Raw genomic sequence first — 12661 nt, 5'->3', positions numbered from 1 at the left:
CCTCAGGCAAAAGCCACAACCAGCAACACGGCCAGTTCGATGAAAGCCAGACGACGGCAGAACGCCCCGAGCCAGCCCCGGTGCAGGGCAGCCACCAGCGCGGCAGGCGTGGCGCGCTGGCGCAGGCGATATAACGGCGCAAACATCACGCGCAGCGGCTGGGCAAAACCGGTGGCGGTCACCACCATCTCAGCGGAATGTCCATAACCGCACGCCCAGGCGTCGCCGCGCACACGGTTCGGCAGACGCGCTCCGCGTAACAGGCTGGCAATCAGCCACGGCAGTAACGGCATCGCCAGAAGCAGCAGGGCAATCATCGGGGCACAGACGGCGGAGGTGCCGGACACCGCCGCACCGTTTCGGGCAAACGGCATGAGCTGCGTATTCAGCACGGAAGCAGCCACGCCGGAAAAGTGCGGAATGATCCAGGGGGAGGCGACGCCAGACAGAATGCACAGCAGCGCCGGTAAGAGACTGCCGAGCGTCATCGCCAGCGGGGCGGGTGTGGCATCTGCCGCCGCCTGACTGCGCGGTGCGCCAAGGAAGGTGACGCCGAAAACTTTGGCAATACACATCAGCGCCAGTGCCCCGGTCAGCGCCAGACCGACCGCCAGCAGCGGCCCGAGCAGACGCGCGATAAACACCTTGCTGGCGCTCAGCTGGAACAGCGACTGATACAGCAGCCATTCGCTGGCAAAGCCGTTGAGCGGCGGCAGTGCCGCCATCGACATCAGGGCAATCAGCACCGCCACGGCGGTCCACGGCATCAGCCGCGCAATACCGCCGAGTTTTTCCATATCCCTGATGCCGGTCTGCATTTCGATTTCACCGGCACCGAGGAACAGCGCGGTTTTGAACAGGCCGTGGTTGAACAGATGGAACAGCCCGGCCAGCAGCGCAAGCGACGCCAGCACCGGCAGATCCAGCGCCACGCCCACCATCGCGCCCCCCACGCCGAGCAGGATAATCCCGACGTTTTCCAGCGTGTGATAAGCCAGCAGACGGCGGAGATCATGTTCCATCAGCGCGTACAGCCCGCCAATAAATGCGGTCAGGATCGCCAGAAGCAACACCATCAGGCCCCACCAGAGTGGCGGTGCGCCCAGCAGATCCAGACCGACTTTTACGATGCCGATAATGCCGATTTTCATCAGCGCGGCGGAGAACAGCGCGGCGGCGTGAGCGGGCGCGCTGGAATGTGACTGCGGCACCCAGGCGTGCAGCGGAATAATTCCGGCGTACAGCCCGAAACCCGCCAGCGCCAGCAGGAAGGCCGCCGATTTAATGCCCGGCGTCAACGTTGCCTGGCGCAGCACCTCAAAATTGACGCTGCCGCTGGTGTGATGCAGCAGGGCAAAGGCCAGGATCAGGCACAGCGTGCCGAGGCGGCCCGAGAGAAACTGGTTCAGACCGGCGCGACGGCTTTTTACATCGTCGCTCTGTACGATCAGGAAATAGGCGCACAGTGCCGCCAGCTCCATCATCAGAATCAGCTGAACGGCATTGGCAGACACTGACGCGGCGGCCAGTGCGGCCAGCAGCAGATTGCACAACAGCCCGGTGCGTGCGCGCGTGCGTGAATTCACCGCGTTGAGCCATGCGCAGGCATACAGGCTGCAAAACAGCGCCGGAACGGACATCGCCAGCAGCAGCAGGCCGTTCAGCGCGCTGAACTCCGCCGCGAAATGCAGCAGCGGCAGCGTGATCGCCTGCGCAGGGCCGCCGTGCACTATCTGCAACGCCGCCGTCATGGCGGCGAGGGAGGCCAGCATGCCGCCGAGGCCGGAAATCAGGCTGCTCAGGCGTGCAAAAACCGCCACCAGCCAACTCAGGACACCGCTCAGTAACCAGAGCATCAGCGCCAGCGCCAGCAGGGACGCCGGAGTCAAAGCCAATAAAGACGTCATGATTTTGTCTCCGCGTCAGGTGCGGTGAAGGCGGTTAAATCGACCGGGAGATCGGCGGGGAAAACGGTCATGGCGTTCAGGCGTTTTTGCTGGCTGGCGCGGGCAGACAGACCGGCGGTCACCAGCGTGATCGCCTGCGTCGGGCAGGAGGTGATGCACGCCGGGCCTTGCGGGCTGAAGCTGCACAAATCGCATTTCACCGCCACGGCGCGAATGCCGGGAACGCAGTCAAGAAACGGGCTGACCGCACGGGGTGCGCGCGGGGCGGGCTGCGCTTTCCATGTGTTGCAGTCGCGCGGAATGTCCACGGGCGTACTGCCTGAAAAGGTGATCGCGCCAAACGGGCAGGCGATACCGCACAGTTTGCAGCTGACGCACAGACTTTCATTCAGATGAATGGCGTCATTTTCGCGGGTGATGGCATTCACCGGGCACACCTGCGCGCAGGGGGCATCTTCACACTGGTGACACATGACCGGCGCGGAATCCAGACGGTTACGCATCACCTGCAGACGGGGAGCAGACTGTAAGCCGTGGCGCTGATGTTCCTGCGAGCAGCTGGCCATACAGGTATTGCAGCCGATACAACGTTTCGGGTCGGCTATCACATATTGATTCATGGCCGTTTTAACGCTCATGACCTCTCCTTTCTATTTCGTCAAAGATGACGAAATCGGCACTAAAAATGACATTTCGACACTTATGTCGGAATTAATCCCATTAAAGAAACGGCAGTTCAGCGAGGGGGTATTTATTTTCGCCACGCCGTGAAAATGAATTCCGCAGGATTATTTTTCCTGAATCAGCAATTTTTCTAATTGCGGTAAAACGGCCTGATTGTTATGCAGGGAATCGAACAGGCACTGATAAATAGCGGAAATCTTATTCAGGTAATGTTCCTGTACCGCATGTTTGTCACGGATATCCACCACATCGTCGAGATGGCCGTCTTCGCTCAGTCTGGCGTGGGCAAACGCTTTAAATTCCGGTTCTTCGCTGGCCGGTGCCATGTTCAGGCTGTAAATCACGTCCTGACTGTAGAAGTCATCGCTCAGATGAATGCTGACTGAGAAATGGTTAAACAGCGTGAAGCGAATGTCCTGCTCTTCGCTACAGGTAAACTCATGATTTATTTTCTTATTTGTTGTGGTGATCGCCTGGATCAGGCTGTTCTGATAGGTGTGCCAGTGTGATTTCAGCTGATTATTTTTGCTGGCAATGTAATCCGCTTTAGTGGTCAGTTCGCTGAGAGTGCTCATGGTGGTTACCCGTTGTTGAGTTCTGTAAGGGTGCCATTTCGAAATGTCAGATGACGACGAAAATACGGCGCATAGGGCTGTATTGGCATAAAGCGTGCCAGTTGCGGAATTTTTCTGTTAACTGCTTTAAATTCAGGTTGTTGGATATTTTTCGTATTAACAGGGATGTGGAAGGGAAATTAAATGACATGTCGATGACACCTTATTTCGACATATATGACGGGGGCTGACCGCCGCCTGACAGACCGACGGAAATATTCCCTTCTCAGTTCATGAATACACTCTGGCATTAATATTGCAGCGCACTGTCATCATTTTTAAAAGAGCGGACGCGATGCACGAAATAACCCTGTGCCAGAATGCCGTCGAATTAATGCAGCAATTTGCCCGGCAAAATAATGCCCGCCGGATCACCGCCGTGTGGATGGAAGTGGGGGCATTTTCCTGCGTCGAGCCTGACGCGCTGACATTCTGTTTTGAACTGGCCTGCCGCGAAACGCTGGCCGAAGGCTGCGAGCTGCATCTCGCGACGCCTGCGGCAGAGTGCTGGTGCCACGATTGCCAGCTCGACATCCGCCTGCTCAGCCCCGGCGTACTGCTTTGCCCGCTGTGCGGCGGCCGTCATGTCCGCGTTGTTGCTGACGACGGCATGAAATTAAAACGTATTGAAATCGAATAACGGGCGCGTTTTGCCCCGGGAGAAAATTATGTGCAGTACCTGCGGTTGTGCCAGTGGCGAACTTCGGATTGAAGGCGTCAGCAGTGAACATCTCCATCAACATTCCCATCAGCACCCTCACGACGCGTCGCCACATTTCCACTCTCATGATGATCATTCCCACGGCCTGCCGTTTGCGCCGCGCCGCCTGATTGATATCGAAATGGACGTGCTGGCGAAGAATAATCACATTGCGGCGCATAACCGCGAGCACTTTGCCAGTGCGTCGATCCTGGCGCTGAATCTGGTGTCCAGCCCCGGATCCGGCAAAACGACGTTGCTGACCAGCACGCTGACCCGTCTGGCATCGCAGGTGAGCTGCGCGGTGGTGGAAGGCGATCAGCAAACCACCAATGATGCTGACCGCATTCGCGCCACCGGGGTGCCGGCGATTCAGGTGAATACCGGCAAAGGCTGCCATCTCGACGCGCAAATGGTGCACGACGCGGTACACCAGCTGGCACCTGAAAACGGCAGCCTGCTGTTTATCGAAAATGTCGGAAATCTGGTGTGCCCCGCCAGTTTCGATCTCGGCGAGCGTCATAAAGTGGCGGTGCTTTCTGTCACCGAAGGCGAAGACAAACCGCTGAAATATCCGCATATGTTTGCCGCTTCCCGGCTGATGATCCTCAATAAAATCGATCTGCTGCCTTACGTGACGTTCGACGTTGAGGTTTGCATTGCCAATGCGCGCCAGGTTAACCCGGACATTGAGGTGATTCAGCTCTCTGCGACCACCGGTGAAGGGATGGCGCGTTGGCTGGCGTGGCTGGAGCAACAGCGATGTGCATAGGCATTCCGGGGCAAATCGTTGCCCTGCACGATCAGCAACCCGACCACGCCTGGGCGCAGGTGTGCGGAATGCGCCGCGAGGTGAATATCGCGCTGGTCGGTGGTGAGAACCGGCAGGCGCTGATCGGCTGCTGGGTATTGATCCACGTCGGTTTCGCGCTGAGCAAACTCGACGAACAGGAGGCGCAGGAAACGCTGGCGGCGCTGCACGCCATGGAGGAAGTGGAAGCCGACGTCGCGCTGTTCCTCGGCAGAGGGGAGGTCAGATAATGCGATTTGTCGATGAATTCCGCGATCCTAAACTTGCCAAAACGCTGATCGAACGGCTGCATCAGCGGGCGGCGCAACTGCCTTACAGCGCCGCAAAACCGATGCAGATTATGGAAGTCTGCGGCGGCCACACCCACGCGATTTTCAAATTCGGGCTGGATAAACTGCTGCCACCGCAGCTTGAGTTTATCCACGGGCCGGGGTGTCCGGTCTGCGTATTGCCAATGGGGCGCATCGACGCCTGCTGTGAAATCGCCGCGCATCCCGAGGTGATTTTCTGCACCTTTGGCGATGCGCTGCGCGTGCCGGGTAAACAGGGTTCGCTGTTACAGGAGCGCGAACGCGGCGCCGACGTGCGCGTAGTCTATTCGCCGCTCGATGCGCTGAAACTGGCGCGGGAAAACCCGGCGCGTCAGGTGGTGTTTTTCGCCCTTGGTTTTGAAACCACGCTGCCGGTGACCGCCGTGACGCTGCAACAGGCGCGGCGTGAAGGTCTGATGAACTTCAGCGTGTTCTGCCAGCACATCAGCCTGATCCCTACCTTGCGCAGCCTGCTGCAACAAGACGACGTGCGCATCGATGCGTTCCTCGCGCCCGGCCACGTCAGCATGGTGATCGGCACCTCGCCGTATCACTTTATCAATACGCAATTTGGTAAACCGCTGGTGATCAGCGGATTTGAACCGCTGGATATGCTGCAAAGCGTTCTGATGCTGGTGGAACAAGTTTGCGAGGCATCGTGTAAAACTGAAAACCAGTACCGCCGCGTGGTGCCGGAAGAGGGTAACCTGCTGGCACAGGACGCCATGCGCGACGTGTTTGTGCTGTCGGGCAGCAGCGAATGGCGCGGTCTGGGGCTGATAGAAAATTCCGGTATTTCGCTGACTAAGGGCTACGCGGCATTCGATGCCGAGCGGCGCTTTAACCCGCAGGCGCAGTCGGTCGCTGACGATCCGCGTGCACGCTGCGGCGAAGTGCTGACCGGACGCTGCAAGCCGCATCAGTGCCCGCTGTTTGGCACCGGTTGCACGCCGCATAACGCATTCGGTGCGCTGATGGTGTCGTCCGAAGGCGCCTGCGCCGCGTGGTATCAGTACCGGCATCAGGAAACGCAACGCGTGCAGACGCATCAACGACAGAAGGTGGCAGGATGAGTAACCGTAATGACGTGGTGACCATGGCGCACGGCAGCGGCGGACGGGCTATGCAGCAGATGATCGAACGGACGTTTCGCGCCGCATTTGATAACCCCTGGCTTAACGAATGTGAAGACGGCGCGCGGCTGAACCTGGCCGATCTCACCCGTCAGGGCGACCGGCTGGCATTCACCACTGACAGCTACGTTATCGACCCGATTTTCTTTCCCGGCGGCAACATTGGCAAACTGGCGGTGTGCGGTACGGCGAACGATCTGGCCGTCAGCGGCGCAACACCGGCTTATCTCTCCTGCGGATTCATTCTCGAAGAGGGGTTGCCGCTGGCGGATTTGCAGAAAATCGTCGGCGCAATGGCGAAGACCGCCCGCGATGCGGGCATTGCCATCGTGACCGGCGACACCAAAGTGGTGCAGCGCGGCGCGGCGGACAAAATCTTTATCAATACCGCCGGGATTGGCGTGATCCCCACCTCAGTGAAGTGGGCGGCGAAAACCCTCGAAGCCGGAGACAAAGTGATTGTCAGCGGCACGCTCGGCGATCACGGTGCGGCGATCCTGAATCTGCGGGAACAGCTCGGTATGGATCTCGGGGTGGAAAGTGACTGCGCCGTGCTGGCCCCGATGATTGCGCCGCTGCGTGCGTTGGCCGGAGTCCACGCACTGCGGGATGCCACCCGCGGCGGGGTCAATGCCATTTTGCATGAGTTTTGCGAGGCCAGTGGTTTCGGGATCTGCATTGACGAAGATGCCCTGCCGGTGAAACCGGCGGTGCGCGGTATTTGCGAGCTGCTGGGGCTTGAGCCGCTCAATTTTGCCAACGAAGGCAAACTGGTGCTGGTGGTGTCCCCGCAGGTGGAAAAGGCGGTGCTGGATATCCTGCAGAGCCATCCTCTGGGCATCGATGCCCGGACCATTGGCGAGGTGACGGAACATCCGCAGGTCTGTTTACGGGGTGCGCTGGGCGTCGTCCGCCAGCTGATGTTGCCCCATGCGGAGCCGTTACCCCGCATTTGTTGATCTCGGCAGGGAGTGGCCTGCCATGAAAGGGGTAGACTTTTGGTCTGCCCCTTCGGAGAAATTTTTGCAACCCAGTTATGCAACTGAAAGAACAGGTATCCAGAGCTAACGCTATGCAGAGTGCAACAATGAGCATCACAAAACATAAAGGGTTACTGGAACTGACGCGCACGCTGTTGCTGCAACAGACCATGGTTTCACTGCTGGAAACCCTGACGCAGGTGGTTCAGAGTGCCGGTATCGCCGAAGCGGTGACGCTGGTGCTGTTTGACAGCAACAGCGATCGCGTCAGTTTTTACGGTATCGATCCGCACCATCAGCCGGTCAGTTATGAAGATGAAACCCTGTTAGCCACCGGGCCGGTGCACGGCCTGCTGAACAACCCTAAAACGCAGGTCTGGCGCAGCGAAGCGCTGAACCTGCGCTATCCGCAACTGGCTGCGCTGAATCTCTATCCGCCGTTTACCGATTATTGTCTGGTGCCGCTGCTGGCCTCCACCGGCCTGCTCGGCGGCTGCGAGTTTACCCGCCAGCACGATCGTCCGTTCAGCGAGGAAGACAACGCGGGTCTGCATGAACTCTGTATGCTGGCTGCCATCGCCGTCGAACAGATCCGGTTGCGTGAAAATGCACAGTTTCAGCACTCCCTGCTGCGTCATGAACGTGACGATTTTCGCATTCTGGTGGATATCACCAACGCGGTGCTGTCCAAGCTGGATCTCGATGAACTGACCGGCGAAATCGCCAAAACCATCCACCATTTCTTTCACATCAACGCCATCAGCATAGTGTTATGCGATGCCGAAAAAGAGACGGAACCGGCCAGCGTCTATGCCACGCATTACGTGCAGGCGCACGTGGCGGAACGTGAACAATCACGGATGGCGCTGGAGGGCACCCTTGAACAGCAGGTGATGAAAAGCGGCGAGATGCTGCTGACTAACGTGCGGCCAGACGCAGAGCGGGAAAGCGAAGAAAGCACGCTGTTCCATTTGCTGTGGCGGGAGCAGACCAAAACGCTGTGTATTCTGCCGCTGCGTTTCGGCCATAAAACGCTGGGCGTACTGAAACTGGCGCAGTGCCAGCCGGACAATTTCAATTCTGCAAATCTGCGTCTGCTGCAACAAATAGCAGAACGTATCGCCATCGCGGTAGACAACGCGCTGGCCTATCAGGAAATCAAAAGCCTGAAAGAAAAACTGCAACACGAAAACCTGTATCTCACCGAGCAGATCAACAGCAATAACCCGGATTTCAGCGATATTGTCGGGCGCAGTTCGAGTATGTCAGCGGTGCTGAAACAGGTGGAAATCGTCGCGAAAAGTGACTGCTCGGTGCTGATCCTCGGCGAAACCGGCACCGGTAAAGAGCTTATCGCCCGAGCGATCCACAATCTCGGCGATCGCCGTGACCAGCGTATGGTGAAAATGAACTGTGCGGCCATGCCCGCCGGGCTGATGGAAAGTGATTTATTCGGCCATGAAAAAGGCTCTTTTACCGGCGCGACCGCACAACGGATGGGGCGCTTCGAACTGGCGGATAAAGGAACGCTGTTTCTGGATGAAGTCGGAGAAATTCCCCTCGAGCTGCAACCCAAACTTTTGCGCATCCTTCAGGAACAGGAGTTTGAACGGGTAGGCGGTAACAAACTGATTTCGGTCAACGTGCGGATGATCGCCGCCACCAACCGGGATTTGCAGCAGATGGTGGCTGACAAAGAATTTCGCAGCGATCTGTTTTACCGGCTGAACGTTTTTCCGATCATTATTCCGCCGCTGCGCGAACGCCCGGAAGATATTCCGCAACTGGTGAAATTCCTCACTTATAAAATCGCTAAACGCATGAAGCGCACCATCGACAGTATTCCGGCGGAAACCCTGCGCCTGCTGAGCCGTATGCCGTGGCCGGGTAATGTGCGTGAGCTGGAAAATGTCATTGAACGCGCGGTGCTGCTGACGCGCGGCACGGTGTTAGATCTGCAACTTCCCGAGCTGAATTACCCGCTGACCACCTTGCCCGTGGTCGCGCCGCAGGTGAAGACGGACGCGGTGGCGCAACTCAGCGATCAGGATGAACGTGAACGTATCCTGGCCGTGCTGAAAGAAACCAATGGCGTGGTGGCCGGGCCGCGTGGTGCCGCACAGCGCCTCGGGCTAAAGCGTACCACGCTATTATCACGGATGAAAAAGCTGGGTATTGCCGCCAGATAATAAATATCCTAATCATGTAAATACCGATAAAAAACCCTGACTCCGCCTCAGGGTTTTTTATTTTAAATCCACGGGTTAATTATTCGTACGTCCTGTGAGCCGCCACCGGACGCCAACTGCTTTATCAGAAAATCCTCAGGGTTCAGTATTAACTCTGTCGGCAACGCTTGGTGAATGAATATTATTGAGCGCAGCGAAACCGGCAAATTAATTAATTTGAATCTTTTGAATTTTATAATGATGAGGTGGTTTATGAGTAACGTAATCGAAAAAGGCTTGCAGGAACAGGCGGCGAAAAAGCCGAGTATCTGGACCCGTGCCGATGCCCTGAAAGTGAATGAAAATGACCCGACCACAACGCAACCACGCGTCAGCGGTGACTTCCCGGTCATGAGTGATGAGGTCTTTATCTGGGACACCATGCCGCTGCGCGACATTGACGGTAACGTACTGTCGGTCGATGGCTGGTCAGTCATCTTTACCCTGACGGCAGACCGTCAGCCACATGATCCGGCAAATATTGATGCCAATGGCAATTACGATATTACCCTCGACTGGAATAACCGACATGGCCGCGCAAAAATCTGCTACTGGTATTCCGCAACCGGAAAAGACTGGGTATTTGGTGGCCGCGTAATGGCTGAAGGTGTTTCTCCTACAGTGCGCGAATGGGCGGGTTCACCGGTATTATTAAATAATAAAGGGGAAGTGGATTTATATTATACGGCGGTAACACCGGGTGCGACGATTGTAAAAGTCCGCGGACGCGTGATCACCACTCAACAGGGTGTTGAGGTGGCGGATTTTACTGCGGTGAAACCGCTGTTTGACCCCGACGGGAAAATCTATCAGACCGAAACCCAAAACCCTTACTGGGGCTTTCGCGACCCGTTCCCGTTCCGCGACCCGAAAAGCGGCAAGCTGTATATGTTGTTTGAAGGGAATGTGGCGGGCGACCGCGGTTCCCACGTGGTCGGGCCGGATGAAATCGGTGATGTGCCACCGGGCTATGAAGACGTGGGCAATTCACGCTATCAGACGGCGTGCATCGGTATCGCGCAAGCGGCAGATGAAAACGGCGACAGCTGGACATTGCTGCCCCCGTTGCTGACGGCGGTCGGGGTAAATGATCAGACAGAACGCCCGCACTTTGTGTTCCAGGACGGGAAATATTACCTGTTCACCATCAGTCATAAATTCACCTATGGCGAAGGGGTGACCGGTCCGGACGGGGTTTACGGTTTTGTCAGTGACGCACTGTTCGGCCCGTATGTGCCGCTGAACGGCTCCGGCCTGGTGCTGGGTAACCCGCCTTCACAGCCTTACCAGACCTATTCCCACTATGTGATGCCTAACGGTCTGGTCACGTCGTTTATCGACAGTGTCCCGGTCGATAAAGCCACCACCGGTCTGGATTACCGCATCGGCGGCACCGAAGCGCCGACCGTGAAAATCAAGCTCAAAGGCGAACAGACGTTTGTGGTCGGTGAGTACGATTACGGTTACATCCCGCCAATGGCTGATGTGATTCTGCAGGCATAATTTTACGCTGACTGTTCCTCAGGCTGCCTTCGGGCAGCCTTTTCTGCGTGGCTGCGGTTATTTTCCTGCCAGCTGAAACATCTCTCCGTGGCTGAATGACCAGTCTTCCGGCTGGGTAAAAGTTACCACCACCATCACATCCGCCGCAGAAATGCCCAGCGCGGCATGTAATTTATCGGCCAGATGACGGAACAGCTGCTGTTTCTGATAACCGTTGCGCGGTTTGCCTGCGGTGATGTGAAACAGCAAAAAATCGTCTGAGCGCCGGTCATTATCTCCGGCTAAATAGGTCGGGTTGATCACCCGCTGGCCGCGGCTGGCGGGTTCGAATAGCTGAAAACAGTCTTCTTTGGGGACAGAGAAATGATCGACCAGCGTCTCCTGTAAAATGGCAGAAATGGCGTCCTGCCAGGCATCTGCACGGTGAGCGGGTAAAGAAATTCGGCTGAAAGGCATTGTCAGATCCTCCGGTTACTGATCGTTGAGAGCGGCGAAGCGGGTCAGGGCTGACGCGGCGGCGGGCCATCCGGCATAAAACGCCAGATGAGTGATCACTTCTGCCAGCTCGGCGTGGCCGACACCGTTTTTAACGGCCAGATCCAGATGGAAGGGCAGTTGTTCACTGCGGTTCAGGGCAATCAGCGCGGCCACGGTGATCATGCTGCGGTCACGCGGGGAAAGTTCGTCTCTGTGCCAGAGATCGCCAAACAGCACCTGTTCGGTCAGTTCTGCCAGTTTTGGCGTCAGGCGCGCCATGTTTTCAGGCGGGCGCAGGGAAGGGGGCGTTGTGCTCATATCAGGCTCCATGTTTGTCGGTGTGAAATGGAGCATAAGGCGTTATGATTATCCTGAATATCGAAAATATCAGCAGCATTACTTCATAAATACGGGATGGTTAGCGTGTCGAAAAGGCCAGTGACTTTTGATTCAGAGGCGTTGCGCAGTTTTGTGACCGGCATTGAGCTGGGAAGTTTTGTGCTGGCCGCCGACCGGCTGGGGCGTTCGACCTCCGCCGTCAGCGCACAGCTGAAAAAGCTGGAGCAACAGGCGGGGACGGATCTGGTGCAGAAATCCGGACGACACCTGATTTTGACCGAACGTGGCGAAGTGATGCTGAGCTATGCGCGACGGATCCTCAGCCTGAACGACGACGCCAGCGCGGCGCTGCGGGCGGGCGTGCCGGGTGGCAGCCTCAGCGTGGGCATGCAGGAAGATTTCGGCGAAATCCTGTTACCGGCCATTCTCGGGCAATTTACCCGCACCCATCCGCAGGTGCAGATTTCGGCCAGCATTACCCGTAACCGGCAGTTGCTTGAGGGGATCCGGCACAATGAGTTCGATCTGGCGCTGTGCTGGCAGGCCGAAGAGACGCTGCTTTTCCCGTCGAGCCAGTCGCTGGGGCGGGTGCCTTTGCGCTGGATTGGCCCGGCGAATTTCCCCGTCAGCGAAATGTTGGCCTCCGGTGAACCGCTGCCGCTGCTGGTGTTTGACGCGCCATGCCTGATGCGCAGTGCGGCAACCGCGGCGCTGGATCGCGCCGGAATCCCCTGGCGGATCGCCTTTACCAGCTGCAGTCTGAGCGGAATTTGGGCGGCAACTTCGGCGGGGCTGGGGGTGACGTTGCGTACCGGTTTCGGTCTGCCGGCGTCGTTACATTGCCTGAGCGAACTGCCTGCGGCGGGGGATGTGGGCATCAGCCTCCATCAGAGCGAGACGCTGCCCGGCGAGGCGGCGAGGCATCTGAAAGAGGCGATTATCGCTTTCTTTGCGCACGCGGGCTGAGCCGCGCG

Annotated in this window: 13 protein-coding genes; 8 read left to right on the top strand and 5 right to left on the bottom strand. The window is 57.6% G+C overall.

Annotation, left to right across the window (positions count from 1 at the left end; all coding sequences use genetic code 11):
* Positions 1-2: 2 nt before the first annotated feature.
* The 3 genes from J1779_RS19650 to J1779_RS19640 form a co-directional block, all read right to left on the bottom strand.
* Complete coding sequence (locus J1779_RS19650; RefSeq protein ID WP_217204568.1) at positions 3-1907, bottom strand: proton-conducting transporter transmembrane domain-containing protein; 1905 nt, start codon at positions 1905-1907, stop codon at positions 3-5.
* Positions 1904-2527 carry a 4Fe-4S dicluster domain-containing protein gene (locus J1779_RS19645; RefSeq protein WP_205965144.1) on the bottom strand — a complete coding sequence of 208 codons (624 nt, stop codon included), beginning with the start codon at positions 2525-2527 and terminating at the stop codon, positions 1904-1906. The genes J1779_RS19650 and J1779_RS19645 overlap by 4 nt, the downstream gene beginning before the upstream one ends.
* Before the next feature lie 168 nt (positions 2528-2695).
* Complete coding sequence (locus J1779_RS19640) at positions 2696-3166, bottom strand: formate hydrogenlyase regulator HycA (protein ID WP_136375700.1); 471 nt, start codon at positions 3164-3166, stop codon at positions 2696-2698.
* Positions 3167-3500: 334 nt separating this feature from the next.
* On the opposite strand from J1779_RS19640, the gene hypA reads away from it, so the two are divergent.
* From hypA to J1779_RS19605, 7 genes are all read left to right on the top strand, one after another.
* A complete protein-coding gene (gene hypA / locus J1779_RS19635) occupies positions 3501-3845 on the top strand; it encodes a hydrogenase maturation nickel metallochaperone HypA (protein ID WP_056774386.1) in 345 nt (114 codons plus the stop codon).
* Between the two features lie 28 nt (positions 3846-3873).
* Entirely contained in the window at positions 3874-4677 is an 804-nt protein-coding gene (hypB, locus tag J1779_RS19630) for a hydrogenase nickel incorporation protein HypB (RefSeq protein WP_122097493.1), read from the top strand.
* Positions 4668-4946 (top strand): HypC/HybG/HupF family hydrogenase formation chaperone, encoded by a 279-nt coding sequence (locus J1779_RS19625; RefSeq protein WP_056774253.1) that lies wholly within the window; start codon positions 4668-4670, stop codon positions 4944-4946. The genes hypB and J1779_RS19625 overlap by 10 nt, the downstream gene beginning before the upstream one ends.
* A complete protein-coding gene (hypD, locus tag J1779_RS19620; protein ID WP_217204567.1) occupies positions 4946-6100 on the top strand; it encodes a hydrogenase formation protein HypD in 1155 nt (384 codons plus the stop codon). Before J1779_RS19625 ends, hypD begins: the two co-directional genes overlap by 1 nt.
* Positions 6097-7119, top strand: a complete 1023-nt coding sequence (gene hypE, locus J1779_RS19615) for a hydrogenase expression/formation protein HypE (RefSeq protein ID WP_056774260.1) — start codon at positions 6097-6099, stop codon at positions 7117-7119. The genes hypD and hypE overlap by 4 nt, the downstream gene beginning before the upstream one ends.
* A 128-nt stretch (positions 7120-7247) precedes the next feature.
* The gene (gene flhA / locus J1779_RS19610) at positions 7248-9329 is read left to right on the top strand and encodes a formate hydrogenlyase transcriptional activator FlhA (protein WP_235533422.1); all 2082 of its coding nucleotides are present in this window, start codon (positions 7248-7250) and stop codon (positions 9327-9329) included.
* 252 nt (positions 9330-9581) lie between these two features.
* Positions 9582-10871 (top strand): glycoside hydrolase family 68 protein, encoded by a 1290-nt coding sequence (locus J1779_RS19605; RefSeq protein WP_217204566.1) that lies wholly within the window; start codon positions 9582-9584, stop codon positions 10869-10871.
* A gap of 57 nt (positions 10872-10928) precedes the next feature.
* Here J1779_RS19605 and J1779_RS19600 read toward each other — a convergent pair whose 3' ends face one another.
* Together J1779_RS19600 and J1779_RS19595 are read right to left on the bottom strand one after the other, a co-directional pair.
* Positions 10929-11327: a tautomerase family protein gene (locus tag J1779_RS19600; RefSeq protein ID WP_217204565.1), complete on the bottom strand. Its 399-nt coding sequence runs from the start codon at positions 11325-11327 to the stop codon at positions 10929-10931.
* A gap of 15 nt (positions 11328-11342) precedes the next feature.
* Entirely contained in the window at positions 11343-11666 is a 324-nt protein-coding gene (locus tag J1779_RS19595; RefSeq protein WP_238485227.1) for a carboxymuconolactone decarboxylase family protein, read from the bottom strand.
* A gap of 105 nt (positions 11667-11771) precedes the next feature.
* Between J1779_RS19595 and J1779_RS19590 the strand changes: the two genes are divergently transcribed.
* A complete protein-coding gene (locus tag J1779_RS19590; protein ID WP_217204563.1) occupies positions 11772-12653 on the top strand; it encodes a LysR substrate-binding domain-containing protein in 882 nt (293 codons plus the stop codon).
* Positions 12654-12661: the final 8 nt, after the last annotated feature.

It is taken from the genome of Rahnella rivi, from assembly GCF_019049655.1.
Lineage (GTDB): Bacteria > Pseudomonadota > Gammaproteobacteria > Enterobacterales > Enterobacteriaceae > Rahnella > Rahnella rivi.
This window is presented reverse-complemented; position numbering and strand designations above follow the sequence as displayed.